Raw genomic sequence first — 17,573 nt, 5'->3', positions numbered from 1 at the left:
ACATCAAAAGGTATGACCGGAAGATAGGCTCCAAAATAACCATTAGAAACAGATAACAGATAAGGAATACACCATGTCAGACATTTTGAAAAATGACGTGGACCCGATCGAAACTCGCGACTGGTTACAGGCGATCGAATCGGTCATCCGTGAAGAGGGTGTTGATCGTGCCCAGTTCTTGATTGATCAGGTACTGAACGAAGCACGTAAAGGTGGCGTGAATGTTGCAGCAGGTGCAGCTAACCGCGATTATATCAATACCATTGCTGTTGAGGATGAGCCCGCTTACCCTGGCAATCTGGATTTGGAGCGCCGTATTCGCTCTGCTATTCGTTGGAACGCTGTGATGACTGTTTTGCGGGCATCTAAAAAAGATCTGGAATTAGGTGGCCACATGGCTTCATTCCAGTCTTCAGCAACCATGTATGAAGTTTGTTTTAACCATTTCTTCCGTGCCCGTAATGAAAATGATGGCGGTGACTTGGTTTATTTCCAGGGCCACATTTCTCCGGGCGTTTATGCTCGTGCTTTCCTTGAAGGTCGTTTGACTGAAGAACAAATGAATAATTTCCGTCAGGAAATTAATGGCAACGGTCTGTCTTCTTATCCGCATCCAAAACTGATGCCTGAATTCTGGCAATTCCCAACGGTTTCAATGGGACTGGGGCCAATCGGTGCTATCTATCAGGCTAAGTTCCTGAAATATCTGGAACACCGTGGTCTGAAAGATACATCTAAACAAACCGTTTACGCATTCTTGGGTGACGGAGAGATGGATGAGCCAGAATCTAAAGGCGCAATCACGATCGCAACTCGTGAAAAACTGGATAACCTGGTATTTGTTATCAACTGTAACCTGCAACGTCTGGATGGTCCAGTTACAGGCAATGGCAAAATTGTTAACGAGCTGGAAGGCATTTTTGATGGTGCAGGCTGGCAGGTTATTAAAGTGCTTTGGGGTGAGCGTTGGGATGAGCTGTTGCGTAAAGATACCAGCGGCAAATTGATCCAACTGATGAACGAGACTCTGGATGGTGATTACCAGACGTTCAAATCCAAAGATGGCGCTTATGTGCGTCAGCATTTCTTTGGCCGTTACCCAGAGACCGCTGAATTAGTCAAAGATATGACAGATGACCAGATTTGGGCGCTGAACCGTGGTGGTCATGATCCTAAGAAAGTCTTTGCTGCTTTGAAAAAAGCGCAGGAAACTACCGGCAAACCAACGGTTATCCTGGCTCAGACTATCAAAGGTTACGGTATGGGTGATACAGCGGAAGGTAAAAACATCGCTCACCAGGTTAAGAAGATGAATATGGAAGGTGTTCGTCATTTCCGTGATCGTTTCAATGTAGCTGTGGCTGATGATCAACTCGAAAATCTGCCGTATGTGACTTTCGATAAAGATTCTGAAGAGTACAAATATTTGCATGAGCGTCGTGCGGCATTGGGTGGCTATCTACCGAGCCGTCGCACTCATTTTGAAGAGAAACTGGAACTGCCAACACTGGAAGATTTTGGTGCGTTGTTGGAAGAACAAAATAAAGAAATTTCGACCACTATTGCTTTTGTTCGTGCTTTGAACGTGATGTTGAAGAACAAATCAATCAAAGATCGTCTGGTGCCAATCATTGCTGATGAAGCGCGGACTTTTGGCATGGAAGGTTTGTTCCGTCAGATCGGCATCTACAGTCCTAACGGTCAGCAGTATACCCCGCAGGACCGTGAGCAGGTTGCTTACTATAAAGAGGATTCCAAAGGTCAGATTCTGCAAGAAGGTATCAATGAACTAGGTGCCGGTTCATCATGGCTGGCGGCGGCAACGTCTTACAGTACTAATAACCTGCCAATGATTCCGTTCTACATTTACTACTCTATGTTCGGGTTCCAGCGTATTGGTGACCTGTGCTGGGCAGCAGGTGACCAGCAGGCTCGTGGTTTCTTAATTGGTGGTACCTCAGGTCGTACTACTCTGAATGGTGAAGGCCTGCAACACGAAGATGGCCATAGTCACATTCAGTCTCTGACTATTCCTAACTGCATCTCTTACGATCCAGCATTTGCTTATGAAGTTGCTGTAATTATGCATGATGGTCTGGAGCGTATGTATGGTGAGAAACAAGAAAACATTTACTACTACATCACTACGCTGAACGAAAACTACCACATGCCAGCGATGCCACAAGGTGCAGAAGAAGGTATCCGTAAAGGTATCTATAAACTGGAAAGCCTAGAAGGTAGTAAAGGTAAAGTTCAGTTGCTAGGTTCTGGTTCCATCTTGCGTCATGTTCGTGAGGCAGCGCAGATTCTGGCTAACGATTATGGTGTGGGTTCTGATGTATACAGCGTAACTTCATTCACTGAACTGGCTCGTGATGGTCAAGATTGTGAGCGTTGGAATATGTTGCATCCAACAGAAACGCCACGTGTGCCTTATGTTGCTCAGATCATGAATGAAGCACCAGCAGTTGCTTCTACTGATTATATGAAACTGTTCGCAGAACAAATTCGTAACTTCATCCCTGCAAGCGAATTCCGCGTATTGGGTACTGACGGTTTTGGTCGTTCTGACAGCCGTGAAAACCTGCGTCATCACTTTGAAGTTGATGCTTCCTACGTGGTAATTGCTGCTCTGGGTGAATTGGCTAAACGCGGTGAAATCGATGTGAATGTTGTGGAAGAAGCAATCAAGAAATACAACATTAACCCAGAGAAAGTTAACCCGCGTCTGGCATAAGAGGTAAAGAACCAATGGCTATCGAAATTAAGGTACCGGATATCGGTGCAGATGAAGTTGAAGTCACCGAAATCATGGTGAAAGTTGGCGATACAGTGGAAGTTGAACAATCGCTAATCACAGTCGAAGGTGATAAGGCTTCGATGGAAGTCCCATCCCCTCAAGCGGGTGTTGTTAAAGAGATCAAAGTTGCGGTTGGTAATAAAGTTGAAACTGGCAAATTGATTATGATTTTTGATTCTGCTGATGGTGTTGTAGAAGCTGCACCAGCTGAAGAATCAGCCGTTATGTCACTATCTTCTCGTATGGCAGAGCCGGAATCAGTGGCTTCTGCGGCTATGGATGTTCATGTACCGGATATCGGCGGTGATGAAGTTGAAGTAACCGAAGTGATGGTTCAAATCGGCGATACAGTTACAGCGGAGCAGTCACTGATTACCGTGGAAGGTGATAAGGCTTCAATGGAAGTGCCTGCACCATTCGCCGGTATCGTTAAAGACATTAAAATCAAAGTCGGTGATAAAGTAAAAACCGATTCTATGATTATGGTATTTGAAGTCGCGGGTGCAGCGCCTGCTCCTGTGGCTTCTGCTCCAGCGCCAGCGGCTGAACCAGAAAAAGTGGTGCCCGTTATAGAGAGCAGAAGTTTCGTAGAAGCAGATAAAAACGACTTCGCAGAAAATAATGCTTATGTTCATGCAACACCGGTTATCCGTCGTCTGGCCCGTGAATTTGGTGTTAACCTGGCTAAGGTGAAAGGTACGGGTCGTAAAGGTCGTATTCTGCGTGAAGACGTTCAGGCTTACGTGAAAGACGCGGTTAAACGTGCTGAATCGGCTCCTGCGTCAGCTGGTGGTGGTCTACCGGGTATGTTGCCTTGGCCGAAAGTTGATTTCAGCAAATTTGGTGAAATTGAAGAAGTTGAACTGGGCCGTATTCAGAAAATCTCTGGTGCTAACCTGAGCCGTAACTGGGTGATGATCCCGCATGTTACGCAGTTCGATGAAACGGATATCACTGAAGTTGAAAACTTCCGTAAACAGCAGAATCAGGAAGCTGATAAGAAACAGCTTGGTGTGAAGATCACCCCGCTGGTATTCATCATGAAAGCGGTAGCAAAAGCGCTGGAAGAGATGCCGCGCTTTAACAGCTCTATCTCGGAAGATGGCCAGAAACTGACGCTGAAAAAATACATCAACATTGGTGTGGCAGTTGATACACCTAATGGTCTGGTGGTTCCAGTGTTCCGTGACGTTAATAAGAAAGGCATCATCGAATTGTCCCGTGAGCTGACTGAAATGTCTAAGAAAGCGCGTGCTGGCAAACTGACTGCATCTGATATGCAGGGTGGATGCTTCACTATCTCAAGCTTGGGCGGTATCGGCGGCACAGCATTTACGCCAATCGTCAATGCGCCGGAAGTGGCTATCCTGGGTGTATCTCGCTCATCGATGAAGCCAGTCTGGAATGGTAAAGAATTTGTACCACGCCTGATGCTGCCTCTGTCACTTTCCTTCGACCATCGAGTGATCGATGGGGCTGATGGTGCACGTTTCATTACATTTATTAATCATGCAATGAGCGATATCCGCCGTCTGGTGATGTAATCTCAAAGGCCGGCCGTATGCCGGCCTGATTGTTATAGCTGTGGCAGGAAACGGTTGGTTTGTTGCGAGTTCTGTCACGTTAACGCGCTTTTCAGGTTATTAACAATTCTGTAAACTGCTCGCGGTGTGTAGGTCCCGGTGGAATATATCGTTTTTGGCGTCTGACCCGCCGGACAAACAATTAAGAGGTCATGATGAGTACTGAAATTAAAACCCAGGTTGTGGTGCTTGGGGCAGGTCCAGCAGGGTATTCTGCTGCTTTTCGTTGCGCGGATTTAGGTTTGGAAACCGTCCTGGTGGAACGTTACTCTACCTTGGGTGGTGTTTGTCTTAACGTTGGTTGTATCCCTTCTAAGGCATTGCTTCACGTAGCAAAAGTTATTGAAGAAGCTAAGGCTCTGGCAAATCACGGTATTGTTTTTGGTGAGCCAAAGACTGATATTGAAAAAGTCCGTGTCTGGAAAGAAAAAGTTATCAATCAGTTGACCGGTGGTCTGGCTGGTATGGCTAAAGGCCGCAAAGTTAAAGTTGTTAATGGTGTTGGTAAATTTACGGGTGCTAACACGTTAGTTGTTGAAGGTGAAGGTGGCGCAACAACGATTAATTTTGATAACGCCATTATTGCCGCTGGCTCCCGTCCTATCCAATTGCCATTCATCCCTCATGATGATCCTCGCGTATGGGATTCTACTGATGCACTAGCTCTGACAACGGTTCCAGGACGTTTGCTGGTAATGGGCGGAGGTATTATCGGTCTGGAAATGGGAACCGTTTACCACGCTTTGGGTTCTCAGATCGATGTTGTCGAAATGTTGGATCAGGTTATCCCTGCGGCTGATAAAGATGTGGTGAAAGTATTTACCAAACGTATCAGTAAGCAATTCAATCTGATGCTGGAAACGAAAGTGACGGTAGTAGAAGCCAAAGAAGATGGTATCTACGTCACGATGGAAGGCAAAAACGCACCGGCAGAACCACAGCGTTATGACGCGGTTCTGGTTGCCATTGGTCGTGTACCTAACGGTAAAATGCTGGATGCGGGTAAAGCAGGTGTTGAAGTTGATGACCGTGGCTTTATCCATGTTGATAAGCAAATGCGTACTAATGTACCGCACATCTTTGCTATTGGTGACATTGTTGGTCAGCCAATGTTGGCACATAAAGGTGTTCACGAAGGCCACGTTGCGGCGGAAGTTATTTCTGGTAAGAAACACTACTTTGATCCAAAAGTTATTCCATCTATTGCTTACACTGAACCAGAAGTTGCATGGGTTGGTTTGACTGAGAAAGAAGCGAAAGAAAAAGGCATCAGCTATGAAACAGCAACCTTCCCATGGGCTGCTTCTGGTCGTGCTATCGCTTCTGATTGTGCTGACGGTATGACCAAACTGATTTTCGATAAAGAAAGTAATCGTATTATCGGTGGCGCCATTGTTGGTACTAACGGTGGTGAACTGCTGGGTGAAATCGGCCTGGCAATTGAAATGGGTTGTGATGCAGAAGATATCGCATTGACTATCCATGCTCATCCAACACTGCATGAATCTGTAGGTTTGGCTGCTGAAATCTTTGAAGGTAGCATTACTGATTTGCCAAATGCTAAGGCTAAGAAAAAGAAATAATTTCTTAAATCGATCAGTTTAATTTACCGAAGCGGCTTTCATTTGTATGAAAGCCGTTTTTTATTCTGGTATGACCTGTTTAATGAAATGCGGTATAAAAAGTGTGGCTTTTTTAGGTGTTACTGGTAAAAATCAGAGGAATAATCTGTTTTGATAGCTTTGTCTGCTGTTAATTCAGAATATTACTATCAGTTAATGTTACTTTTATGTGAACGAATTAACATCGCATTCAAATTTTGGTATGCTGGGCGCCCGAAGCTGGGCATAACTTAATTTGCACTTGCTAAGTTATGCTGGCAATCCTCTGACCTGGCACCCGGAACCATAACTCATAACCTGTCCCAGGAGGGATTATTGTTGCGAAAATACATATTATTGCGCAAAGACGATAGTTTTTTGATGAGATAGGTTCTAAGGCGGGTGCAGAGCCGGGTAGATAAAATGACAATGAGAGCGAGGAGAAAGTCGTGCTAGAAGAATACCGCAAGCACGTGGCTGAGCGTGCAGCCCAAGGCGTTGTCCCTAAGCCATTGGATGCGACACAAGCGGCGGCGCTGGTTGAGTTACTGAAGAGTCCACCAAAAGGTGAAGAAGATTTCCTGTTAGATCTGCTGATTAACCGTGTTCCCCCTGGTGTTGATGAAGCGGCATATGTAAAAGCTGGTTTTCTGGCCGCCATTACAAAGGGTGAAACCACCTCACCATTAATCACGCCAGAAAGAGCGGTTGAACTGCTTGGAACGATGCAGGGTGGTTATAATATTCATCCTTTGATTGATGCTCTGGATAATGAAAAACTGGCTCCAATTGCAGCAAAAGCGCTCTCTCATACGCTGTTGATGTTTGACAACTTCTATGATGTAGAAGAAAAAGCAAAAGCAGGTAATCCACAAGCCAAACAAATTATGCAGTCTTGGGCTGATGCGCAGTGGTATCTGGAACGCCCTGAACTGGCAGAAAAAATCACTGTCACCGTATTTAAAGTGACGGGTGAAACAAACACTGACGACTTATCTCCTGCGCAGGATGCGTGGTCGCGTCCTGATATCCCATTGCATGCTCTGGCTATGCTGAAAAACGCCCGTGAAGGGATTGTTCCAGATCAAGCTGGTGTTGTTGGACCAATTAAACAGATTGAAGAATTGAATAAGAAAGGCTACCCGCTGGCTTATGTCGGTGACGTTGTGGGTACAGGATCTTCCCGTAAATCGGCGACTAATTCAGTGCTGTGGTTTATGGGCGAAGATATTCCCTTTGTGCCAAACAAACGTGGTGGTGGCGTTGTTCTGGGCGGTAAGATTGCACCAATCTTCTTTAATACGATGGAAGATGCTGGTGCACTGCCAATAGAGCTGGATGTTACTAAGCTGAATATGGGTGATGTGATTGATATTTATCCATATAAAGGTGAAGTGCGTAGCCATAAAACTAATGAACTGCTGGCTGAATTTGAACTAAAAACAGATGTATTGCTGGATGAAGTTCGTGCTGGTGGCCGTATTCCACTGATTATTGGTCGTGGTTTGACCAGTAAGGCGCGTGAGTCTCTAGGTTTACCGCAAAGTGATGTATTTCGTCAGGCGAAAGCGATTGAGAAAAGCAGCCGTGGTTTCTCCTTGGCTCAGAAAATGGTTGGCCGGGCATGTGGCACCGTGGGTATTCGCCCAGGTGAATACTGCGAACCTAAGATGACTTCTGTTGGTTCTCAGGATACTACTGGCCCAATGACTCGTGACGAACTGAAAGATCTGGCGTGTTTGGGTTTTTCTGCGGATCTGGTAATGCAGTCATTCTGCCATACCGCTGCTTATCCTAAGCCAGTTGACGTTACTACTCACCATACCTTGCCTGACTTCATTATGAATCGTGGCGGTGTTTCTTTGCGTCCCGGCGATGGCATCATTCACTCATGGCTGAACCGTATGCTGTTGCCTGATACCGTAGGTACTGGCGGTGATTCTCATACTCGTTTCCCGATTGGTATTTCCTTCCCGGCAGGTTCTGGTCTGGTGGCGTTTGCTGCTGCGACGGGGGTGATGCCTTTGGATATGCCAGAATCTGTGTTGGTTCGTTTTAAAGGGCAGATGCAGCCCGGTATTACTTTGCGTGATTTGGTTCATGCGATTCCTTACTATGCGATTCAGCAAGGTCTGCTGACGGTTGAAAAGAAAGGTAAGAAAAACATCTTCTCTGGCCGTATTCTCGAAATCGAAGGTTTGCCAGATCTAAAAGTTGAACAGGCATTTGAACTGGCGGATGCATCTGCGGAACGTTCTGCGGCGGGTTGCACCATTAAACTGGATAAAGCACCTATTATCGAATACTTGCAATCCAATATTGTATTGCTGAAATGGATGATTGCTGAAGGTTATGGTGACCGTCGTACACTGGAACGTCGTGTAACAGGTATGGAAAACTGGCTGAAAGATCCTCAACTGCTGGAAGCCGATGTTGATGCAGAATATGCAGCGGTGATTGAAATCGATCTGGCTGAAATTAAAGAACCCATTTTATGCGCACCGAATGATCCCGATGATGCGCGTTTGTTGTCTGATGTCGCTAATAGTAAAATTGATGAAGTTTTCATCGGTTCTTGTATGACTAACATTGGTCATTTCCGTGCAGCCGGTAAATTATTGGATCAACATAAAGGTCAATTACCAACTCGTTTGTGGGTTGCTCCGCCAACAAAAATGGATGCGGCTCAACTTACAGAGGAAGGTTATTACAGCATCTTTGGTAAAAGTGGGGCGCGGATTGAAATTCCTGGTTGTTCCTTGTGTATGGGTAACCAGGCGCGTGTTGCTGACGGTGTAACTGTGGTTTCCACGTCGACCCGTAACTTCCCGAACCGTTTAGGGACGGGGGCGAATGTTTATCTGGCATCGGCTGAACTGGCTGCTGTGGCTTCTTTATTGGGGCGTTTGCCTACACCGGAAGAGTACCAGCAATTTATGGATAAAGTTGATGAAACCGCAGAAGATACTTATCGTTATCTTAACTTTGATCAATTGAATCAATACACTGAAAAAGCGGGTGATGTGATTTTCCAAACTGCGGTGTAATTCCAATACATTGCAGTACGAGCGAATGGGAGGTAAAAACCTCCCATTTTTAATGCTGAGTTTTTATTTACTCCGCCGCTTCCGACTTACTTCAGGTTAAATCATGTGAATTACTGGTTTTCGTACTATTTCCTATGATGATTAAACTTAACAAAAAACAGGTGTTAAAAGTAGTAAAAAACGGTTAAAACTTTATACCGATTAAAATTGGAGGTTAAAACAGTGGTTTTTAATAACAGTTTAAAACCTGCCTATCATAAATCTATCAGTGAAAAGTGAGAAGTAAAAATTGGCGCTGTTAATGTTTATGTTTCCGGTAAAAAGGATAAATAAAAATATATAGGTTAATAAAGCAATATATTTCTCAAAAGGCTGATTCTAATAATGTTTTTAATTGATAATAAACTTTGTCATAAACCAATTAAATCATCGATGATAAAAAATTGGCATAACAAAATCCCCAAATAAATGATTTAATAGAATACGAAATGGGTTACTGACGGCGTTATTATATGAATTTTTTATACAAAACTGAGATACTTTAGATACGTTAGTTTAAACTTGTTTTACATTGCTTGAATCCATTTAACCGTTATTACTTTTCGATCCTGTTTTCGGTGATGAGAAAACACCTCTTCTTTTTTAAATTGGTTTGTTAGCAGCTTAAAAAGAGAGAAAAAACTCCTATTTTATATCTCTTATAAATAGGAAAATTTATAAACTTGTTTATATAGTGTTTATTGTTGGTTAAGTATTTAAATTTTCTATGGGAATTTACGTCAGCCTAATTTCTTCCGATAATTGGCGCGTCTAATTATTCTTAGGCGCGCCAGCATGAACATTGATTCGCAGAGAGGTATTACCCAGAAGTGAAAATTACACTTCATAATCAAAGACAATGATATCGTCGACAGAATCTATAAGGAGATCTTTTAATTCGTCATGCACTGGGTGAGATAAATAGCTTGAAATAGCGTTATGATCATCAAATGTCATAGTGATAGCATGTGTAAAACCTTTATTTTTATTTTCACTACTGACATTACCACCCCACTCAACGGAAGAAATACCATTGATTCGATATTGCATAGAAATAGCGGTATCTCTTATCGTCATTAATTGCTGCTCTTTTATTTCGGGTGTAAATTTTAACAAAAGAATATGACGTATCATAATGGCTCCTGAAAAGTGTCTTTGTTTTTCCAGACAAGATAGAAAATAAATGCTTGTATTGCAAGACTCTTGAATATATCTCATCAATTAGTGGACGTGTGTTCGATTTTGCTGTTTTTGTTTCTCTGAGATATTATTAATTATAGTATATTTGTCTATATTTGCACTTAAGGCTGAACTCTCCTCTGATGAAAGCCATAGCGGACACAAGCTGCAAGAATAGCTTGGGATGGACATTTCGGTTATCCAGGTGCAAACCATATCGTTGTGTCAGCATAAAGGCATCTCACACTTCTTGTCTGTTTGTAGGCTGATTCTGGGGCGGAATTGCTAGGAAATATTAGAATGAAAAGAATGCACCGGAGGTTAATGATGGACTATGAATTTTTACTGGATGTTACCGGGAAGGTAACTAGCCGATTCTCAATGGACCATGAAGCTATTGGTCAGTGGCTGAATGAAGAAGTTAAAGGTGATTTAACAGTGATAGATAAGATTGCCGCAGTGCTGGATGAGATTAAAGGTAGTGAACGTCAATGGCAGCTTGTGGGTCACGAATATACGCTGTTAATGGATGATGAAGAGGTTATGGTTCGTGCCAATCAGCTTGAATTTGAAACTGATTCGCTAGAGGAGGGCATGAGTTATTACGATAATGAAAGCCTGGCCTTTTGTGGTACCAAGGATTTTATTGATATGTTGTCCAATTATCGGGATTTTATTTTGCACAAAAACTATCGATAAGAATTTGTGTATAGACAGAAATAATTTTCTGACACGATAGTTTTTTCTTGCGATGAATACTTGCTATGAGTCATAGTCATCAGGTAGTTTTGCTTATTTTATTATAGTTGAATTGCTAAATAATCAAGGTGGTTTTAATGGAAGATATCAGTCTGTCTGGTGGTCTTAATGAGGCTACAAACTGGTTTATCAGTCATCAGGATTTAATCATTCAATATTTGGTCAATATTGTTGCTGCTGTACTGATTCTTGTATTGGGGTTGATGGCGGCAAGATTAGTCAGTAAGGGCGTGAAAAGAGTTATGTCGTTGCGTGGCATTGATGTAACTGTGTCAGATTTTCTGGCTGCTGTTGCCCGTTATTTGATTATTGCGTTCACTATTATTGCGGTCTTGGGTAAGTTAGGTGTTCAGACAGCTTCGGTGATTGCGGTTATCGGTGCTGCTGGTTTGGCCGTTGGTTTGGCTTTACAGGGTTCTCTGTCCAACTTTGCCGCAGGCGTGTTGCTGGTCGCTTTCCGTCCAATTCGTGCGGGTGAATATGTTATTCTGGGAGCCGTTGAAGGCACAGTGATTCAGGTACAGATTTTCTCTACCACATTACGTACAGCCGATGACAAAATCATTGTTATTCCGAATGGGAAAATTATTGCAGATAATGTTATTAATACCAGTCGTGAACCAAACCGTCGAACTCAGATAATGGTTGGAGTTGCCTATGATGCGGATATTGATGAAGTTAAAAAAGTGTTGGGCGACGTAATTGCGGCAGACAGCCGTATTCAGCATGACAAAGGTGCGACGGTCCGTTTACATGAAATGGCGCCATCCTCGCTGAATTTTATTGTGCGTGTATGGACTACCAATGGTGATGCTTGGGACGTTTATTGGGATTTGATGGAGAACTTTAAACGCGCATTAGATAAGCACAATATCGGTATTCCTTATCCACAAATGGATGTGTATCTGCATCAGAATCAGGCTATGTCGCGGAATAGAGTAAGCGATTAGAGTTTGGTTATTATCTCGATCCTCAGCGCGTATATTGAGGTATCGATGTTGGTGCTATTATTGGCAGAATTCAGTCCGGTTGGTGATTTACTGATTTTGTGATTGCTCAGACCGGATTGAATTGCCGCAAAATGATCCCTTATTTCGAACAACCATCTGGCTGTTTTATTTGCTATGGTTTGTAACAATTACGCCTATTGGGATAGACTCTGATATTGATAGTTCAATATCAATCACTTAAAAAGGTTCTATTTCTTTTGTCATCCATAATACAGTATTGGAACCGTCTAATTGTAAATCAATAGGTTTATACCCAATTTTCATATAAAATCGTAAAATATATTCATTGTTTTTATAGAGTTGTATCGCCAGGCCAACCGTTTTTACTTTAAGTCTTTGATAACAAATTTCCTCTAATTTACGAGTGAAAGGAAGTGCTATGCCATTTCTCCTCCACTTTGGATTAATCCAAAGGTCATGGAGTTCAATAATTCCCAGGTCATTAAATGATGTACGCTCGGATATTAAGAGAATGTGTGCCATGCCGACAAACTCTGTATTATGACGACATAGTAGAACTATTCTCTTTGATTCTTTAATCTCACGTTGACATAACTTAAGGTATGTAATAGGTCTTAATTCGCCTGAGCTCGTCATTATATCATGTATGTCAATGATTTCTTTATTGCTCAATGTTGATTCTACGAAAATTAATTTATTTATTTCATTCTTATTAAGATTAGTGTTTTGATTGTTATTTTCCATCATAACACTCCTGATATTGTATTAAGTAGCTTGTCAGTTCCGCAACATGCTAATGTATCTGAGTACATTTTGTTATGTTTTCTGTTACTTATTCTCGTTTGTGGGCATCCACCATGACATAGATTAAACCACTGGCAATTTTTCATGTTGTTATTATTATCGATTTCTTCTTTTTCTGATTTTTCATAATGTATAGAGTTCTCTAATAATGTTTTTAAATCATTATCTAGTAATGAACCATAATAAAAATTTTCGCTTCCGACGTATTTATCACAGGCAGATACGGTTGCATTTGGCTCAATTGTAACAACTTCTTGATGGCATTTTTCTGACCAATAACATGACATCAGAACATTACTAGCACCTTTCAAAACACCAACAAATGAGTTAAATAAAGGAATGTTAATTGTGTCTTTATATTCCTTCCACCAGATCAGAAATAGTTCTGAGAGAAAGTCCATGTATTCGAAGTAATTGATATAACTATCACCTGGAGATTCTCCAGGAAGCAACCTGTTATCTGGAACAATATCTAGAAAAACAAGATCATGGAGGTGTATTCTTGCAAAATAGTCTAATAGTTCTCTTTTATTTGATTCAAGTATAAGCCGATCAACGACAACTAGCCCGCCATATTTAATGTTGTTATTTCTAAATGTTTGTATTGTTTTTTCTATTCTTTTAGAAGTACCAATGCCTTTTAGATCAACTCTTCTGCTATCATTAATTTCGGGGTGGCCATCAAGACTTATTCCAACGCTAATATTCAATCTTTTTATTAATTCGATCCATTTTTCACTTATATTTACAGCATTTGTTTGTATCGCATTGGTAACGAATTGGTTATCTCTTTTAATATGTTGCTGTAACCAAATGAATTTCATGAAAAATTCAGGTCTTAATCTTGTAACTTCACCGCCATGCCAGACAAATTCAATTCTAATTAAATCGGGAATATCAAGTATCCTTTTCGTCATGGCAACTAAGCTACTAAAACTCATTGTATTATTTTTCCCTTCAGCCCATGAATGGCAGTAGGAACATCTTAAATTGCATAATCTGGTCGCTTTGGTAACAACCACAAGTTTATTTGAACCCAACGGTTTTACTTCTATTTTTTTCTGCATTTCATTTTCATAAATTTCTATTTCCTCATCAGAAAGGATATCTTGGATTGGAATTTTCTTTATATCTTCATATGCGTATAGTTCCTGAGGGATTTTAGGTCTTTTTTTAGTGTAATTAGTACTCATGTCGCTATTTTCATCTATATTTATTACTTCTATTTTTTCGCTCATCTTAACCTCTCTTTTAAGTATTATTGTTGTAGATGGTTTTTAATTAAGACCGTGTAAAATTATTAATACGCATATGCAGTACATCAGTATTGCGAATGAAAAATAATAAATAAAATAACGTTAATGGGATTAGTCTTAGGTATAAGTACTGACTACCAATGCCATTGTTTATACCCGTCATCTTTCAAGTTGCCTCTTTGTTGGCTGCACTCACTCACCCCGGTCACATAGTTCTCTATGCTCCCGGGGATTCGCTCCTTTGCCGTCGCGATGCATCTTGAAATCCATTGGGTATATACCCTTTATCCTTCAAGTTGCTGCTTTGTTGGCTGCTTTCACTCACCCCAATCACATAGTTATCTATGCTCCTGGGGATTCGTTCATTTGCCGCCGCGCTGCAACTCGAAATTTATTGGGTATAAGTTGAATTATTCGTGTTTAGAATCTAAAGGTCCATTGAGAAAGTTCTGGGTAATTCTCGTATTCTGATTTGTCTCTGTTATTATTAGTCTCTCTATTATCTCTATTTTTACTATTATCCCCTTGAGGGAATAATTTAGCATCATGATTTTTTGTAGATACGTTCATATGCAAACCTCATTTTCTATTGGCTTGATAGTCAGTAATTAGATAATAGTCAATGTTGTGAATAAATTCCAATAATACCTAGGTCTTTTATGGTTTTTTTATCATCATCTCATTTTATAAAGTAAATAATTAAGTGTTTGCAATCTCTCGTGACAAGTTATTTTTGTCATGTGGTTATAATTAAAGGGTTTATGACTGAAATTGATGTCGGTAATATTTTATTTCTGTGTTAATATAATATTTTATTGTTTTGGATTGGTTTAATGTTTTTTCTAGATTACTTCGGAGAAAAATAGTTATCTATGACAGTGAGTGCAGTAGTAATAATAATTACTAACAGCATGAAATTGAAATTTTTATCAAAATTATTTTTTTCTTAATTTTTACAGAATTAATAGATTTATTAATGTCTTGGATGGGTATTGTCTTGATTTCCTTTAAATTAATAAAATGGGATTCCTGTAAAAAAGTTATATTTCAACAGGTATTAAAATTTCTAATGATCGATTAGAAATATTTATTTCCTCTAATGAGCTATTCTTCCTAATATTTAGCGTCTTGAAAAGTAAAGTGAATAATTATTGGGGGATTTTTTTATGTTAACGACATTTTTGCAGGGTTTTTTTCTTAGTGCAGCGATGATTTTACCTCTTGGTCCACAAAATGCTTTTGTTATGCAACAAGGAAGTAGGAGGCAATTCCATCTAATGAGTGCAACTTTGTGTGCTATCAGCGATGGTTTTCTGATTGGAGTCGGTGTGTTTGGTGGTAGTGCATTGCTTGGGCAGTCAACTTTACTACTACAATTTGTCACTTGGGGGGGCGTAGCGTTTTTATTGTGGTACGGCTGGGGAGCTTTTCGTGCAGTTCTACATACGAATCTTGAATTGGAACAGTCTGGCAGTGACAGTGTAGCCAAAAATCGTTGGCGGGTCATTGCGATCATCTTTGCTGTCACTTGGTTAAATCCGCATGTTTATCTGGATACTATTGTCATTCTGGGAAGTATTGGTGGTCAGCTATCCTCAGACCTTAGGCTATGGTTTACTTTTGGTGCAGCAAGTGCTTCTGTCAGTTGGTTTTTTGCTCTGGCATTTCTGGCTGCATGGTTTTCACCTGTACTGAATAAACCACGTTCTCAACGGATTATTAATGGGTTTATCTGTATTGTGATGTGGTATATAGCCTGGCAACTTGCTAAACAGGGATTGATAATTTCTGGTTAACTCAGGTACTTCTTTGCTTACAGAGTGTGTGTTAGTGTTTTATTTATCCCGTGTATATTTCGGTCTTTCCGGGGGATAAATTTTTTCGTAACAGATTTTCTACGGAGGTTGTGTGAAATTAAAATCATTGGGTTTGGCTGCAATGTTAAGTGCAGGAGGTTTGTCTCCTGTTGCACAGGCGGCTGATTTACCCGCGGTTCCGCATATTATTACTTCTGGTAATGCGATAGTTAAAGCAGAACCAGATATGGCAACGTTGATAATTAACGTCAATATTTCTGCTAAAGATGCTTCTGGTGCTAAAAAACAGGTTGATGAGCTTGTTACTAAATATTTTGATTTTCTGAAAAAGAACGGTATTGAAAAGAAAGATATTAATGCGGCGAATCTGCGTACTCAGCCTGATTATGAGTATGATGGAGTGTCTGGTAAGTCTACGCTTAAAGGTTATCGTGCAATTCGTTCAGTGGAGGTGAAGATTCGTAAGTTGGATCAGCTTAATGCTCTGCTTGATGGTGCATTAAAAGCGGGTTTGAATGAAATCGCGTCTGTTGAATTTGGTGTAGACGATCCACAAAAATATCGAGATGAAGCTCGTCAGAAAGCAATCGAGAATGCAATTGAGCAGGCTGGTGCACTGGCTAAAGGTTTTAACAGCAAATTGGGTTCAATATATAGCATTAATTATCGAGCGCCAGAAGCGATTGGTCGTATGAAGTACCAAAATAGTGATGTGCTTATGGCGGGAGGTGCTGCTGGTGTGGGGGAAACTTACCGGCAGGATAGCATCAACTTCAGCGATCAAGTTGATGTTGTATTTGAACTAAAGCATTAATGAGAGTCATTTTGTCTTAACATCTGACGCCCAAGTTTCAGCAGGGCGTCAGTCACTTTTTTCATCGTTCTGCTTTCCGGTGCAAAGCGATGCCAATAAAGCATCCGGCGCTGACATAAACCGGGTGTTAGATCGATCAATTCACCGCTTTCCAACTCCTTATCAATCTGCAAGTGCGGGATCATACAACAAGTAGAACTCTGTTTTGCTAATTGTACAAACGCTTCAGATGAGTTGACGATATGACATGGAACACTGCCCGGTGATAAGTCGAAGTTCTGTTGTAAAAATGCTTGATGCATATCGTCCAGGTGGTCGAATGCTACCGCAGGGGCTTTCAGTAACGCGGAACGGGTAACTCCATTTGGAAAATAACGGGCCGCAAATTCTGGTGAGGCAACAAATAGGTAATCTAGAGCCCCTAGTTTATCGACCAGACAACTCGGTAATGGTTGAGGTTGAATACTGACTGCGCCAACGACTTCACCTCTTCTCAGTTGTTCCTGAGTACGGGTTTCATCTTCAACTTGAATATTTAGTCGGATAGGCAAATCAGCGAGTACCGGGTGCAATGCCGGTAATAACCAGGTGGCTAGACTGTCAGCGTTGACTGCTAGTGAAAGCAGGAGTGGAGTATCTATACCATATTCATCGCCCAGCCATTGTTCTTCCAGTAATTCTACCTGATGCCAGAGTGCCAGTAGCTTTTGCCCCTGTTCGGTGGGGCGAGGAGGAACGGTGCGCACCAGCAGAGGCTGACCGAACAGATTCTCCAATTGTTTGATACGTTGAGAAACTGCGGACTGAGTGATACAGAGTTTCTGGGCAGCGCGTTCGAAACCACGCTCACGGATAACAGCGTCCAGGGCTTGCAGTGTTCGGTAATCAGGGCGTTTCATTACA

Annotated in this window: 12 protein-coding genes; 8 read left to right on the top strand and 4 right to left on the bottom strand. The window is 41.5% G+C overall.

The genetic code is table 11. From position 1 onward, the window contains the following. The first annotated feature begins 73 nt into the window (after positions 1-73). The 4 genes from aceE (at position 74) to acnB (ending at position 9,031) form a co-directional block, all read left to right on the top strand. Entirely contained in the window at positions 74-2,737 is a 2,664-nt protein-coding gene (gene aceE, locus BDD30_RS05745; protein WP_012777311.1) for a pyruvate dehydrogenase (acetyl-transferring), homodimeric type, read from the top strand. A 14-nt stretch (positions 2,738-2,751) separates the two neighbouring features. Beyond that, positions 2,752-4,344, top strand: a complete 1,593-nt coding sequence (gene aceF / locus BDD30_RS05740) for a pyruvate dehydrogenase complex dihydrolipoyllysine-residue acetyltransferase (protein WP_012777312.1) — start codon at positions 2,752-2,754, stop codon at positions 4,342-4,344. 194 nt (positions 4,345-4,538) lie between these two features. Next, positions 4,539-5,966: a dihydrolipoyl dehydrogenase gene (lpdA, locus tag BDD30_RS05735; RefSeq protein ID WP_041381642.1), complete on the top strand. Its 1,428-nt coding sequence runs from the start codon at positions 4,539-4,541 to the stop codon at positions 5,964-5,966. Positions 5,967-6,433: 467 nt separating this feature from the next. Continuing rightward, a complete protein-coding gene (gene acnB, locus BDD30_RS05730) occupies positions 6,434-9,031 on the top strand; it encodes a bifunctional aconitate hydratase 2/2-methylisocitrate dehydratase (RefSeq protein ID WP_012777314.1) in 2,598 nt (865 codons plus the stop codon). An 876-nt stretch (positions 9,032-9,907) separates the two neighbouring features. Here acnB and BDD30_RS05725 read toward each other — a convergent pair. Beyond that, a complete protein-coding gene (locus BDD30_RS05725; protein ID WP_012777315.1) occupies positions 9,908-10,204 on the bottom strand; it encodes a Dabb family protein in 297 nt (98 codons plus the stop codon). A 372-nt stretch (positions 10,205-10,576) separates the two neighbouring features. Here BDD30_RS05725 and BDD30_RS05720 point away from each other — a divergent pair, with 372 nt between their 5' ends. Together BDD30_RS05720 and mscS are read left to right on the top strand one after the other, a co-directional pair. Next, positions 10,577-10,948: a YacL family protein gene (locus tag BDD30_RS05720; protein ID WP_012777316.1), complete on the top strand. Its 372-nt coding sequence runs from the start codon at positions 10,577-10,579 to the stop codon at positions 10,946-10,948. Positions 10,949-11,085: 137 nt separating this feature from the next. After that, entirely contained in the window at positions 11,086-11,958 is an 873-nt protein-coding gene (gene mscS, locus BDD30_RS05715) for a small-conductance mechanosensitive channel MscS (protein ID WP_012777317.1), read from the top strand. Positions 11,959-12,195: 237 nt separating this feature from the next. On the opposite strand, the gene BDD30_RS05710 is transcribed toward mscS, so the two are convergent. Beyond that, a complete protein-coding gene (locus tag BDD30_RS05710; RefSeq protein WP_249039915.1) occupies positions 12,196-12,723 on the bottom strand; it encodes a GNAT family N-acetyltransferase in 528 nt (175 codons plus the stop codon). Further along, positions 12,723-14,021 (bottom strand): darobactin maturation radical SAM/SPASM protein DarE, encoded by a 1,299-nt coding sequence (gene darE / locus BDD30_RS05705; RefSeq protein ID WP_012777319.1) that lies wholly within the window; start codon positions 14,019-14,021, stop codon positions 12,723-12,725. The genes BDD30_RS05710 and darE overlap by 1 nt, the downstream gene beginning before the upstream one ends. A gap of 1,184 nt (positions 14,022-15,205) precedes the next feature. Here darE and argO point away from each other — a divergent pair. Then, the gene (gene argO, locus BDD30_RS05700; protein ID WP_012777321.1) at positions 15,206-15,835 is read left to right on the top strand and encodes an arginine exporter ArgO; all 630 of its coding nucleotides are present in this window, start codon (positions 15,206-15,208) and stop codon (positions 15,833-15,835) included. A 112-nt stretch (positions 15,836-15,947) separates the two neighbouring features. Next, positions 15,948-16,670 (top strand): oxidative stress defense protein, encoded by a 723-nt coding sequence (locus tag BDD30_RS05695; RefSeq protein ID WP_012777322.1) that lies wholly within the window; start codon positions 15,948-15,950, stop codon positions 16,668-16,670. Here the strand turns inward: BDD30_RS05695 and BDD30_RS05690 are convergent. Beyond that, positions 16,667-17,569, bottom strand: a complete 903-nt coding sequence (locus BDD30_RS05690) for a LysR family transcriptional regulator ArgP (protein ID WP_012777323.1) — start codon at positions 17,567-17,569, stop codon at positions 16,667-16,669. The genes BDD30_RS05695 and BDD30_RS05690 overlap by 4 nt on opposite strands. Positions 17,570-17,573: the final 4 nt, after the last annotated feature.

It is taken from the genome of Photorhabdus asymbiotica (genome assembly GCF_003634575.1).
GTDB classification, from domain to species: domain Bacteria; phylum Pseudomonadota; class Gammaproteobacteria; order Enterobacterales; family Enterobacteriaceae; genus Photorhabdus; species Photorhabdus asymbiotica.
Note: the sequence above shows the minus strand (reverse complement) of the source record. Positions and strands in the feature narration are given on the sequence as shown.

Bases quoted from the DNA above. Each gene is read 5' to 3' on its own strand.
- aceE (WP_012777311.1), top strand. From the start codon at position 74: ATGTCAGACATTTTGAAAAATGACGTGGACCCGATCGAAACTCGCGAC.
- aceF (WP_012777312.1), top strand. From the start codon at position 2,752: ATGGCTATCGAAATTAAGGTACCGGATATCGGTGCAGATGAAGTTGAA.
- lpdA (WP_041381642.1), top strand. From the start codon at position 4,539: ATGAGTACTGAAATTAAAACCCAGGTTGTGGTGCTTGGGGCAGGTCCA.
- BDD30_RS05725 (WP_012777315.1), bottom strand. From the start codon at position 10,204: ATGATACGTCATATTCTTTTGTTAAAATTTACACCCGAAATAAAAGAG.
- BDD30_RS05720 (WP_012777316.1), top strand. From the start codon at position 10,577: ATGGACTATGAATTTTTACTGGATGTTACCGGGAAGGTAACTAGCCGA.
- mscS (WP_012777317.1), top strand. From the start codon at position 11,086: ATGGAAGATATCAGTCTGTCTGGTGGTCTTAATGAGGCTACAAACTGG.
- BDD30_RS05710 (WP_249039915.1), bottom strand. From the start codon at position 12,723: ATGGAAAATAACAATCAAAACACTAATCTTAATAAGAATGAAATAAAT.
- darE (WP_012777319.1), bottom strand. From the start codon at position 14,021: ATGAGCGAAAAAATAGAAGTAATAAATATAGATGAAAATAGCGACATG.
- argO (WP_012777321.1), top strand. From the start codon at position 15,206: ATGTTAACGACATTTTTGCAGGGTTTTTTTCTTAGTGCAGCGATGATT.
- BDD30_RS05690 (WP_012777323.1), bottom strand. From the start codon at position 17,569: ATGAAACGCCCTGATTACCGAACACTGCAAGCCCTGGACGCTGTTATC.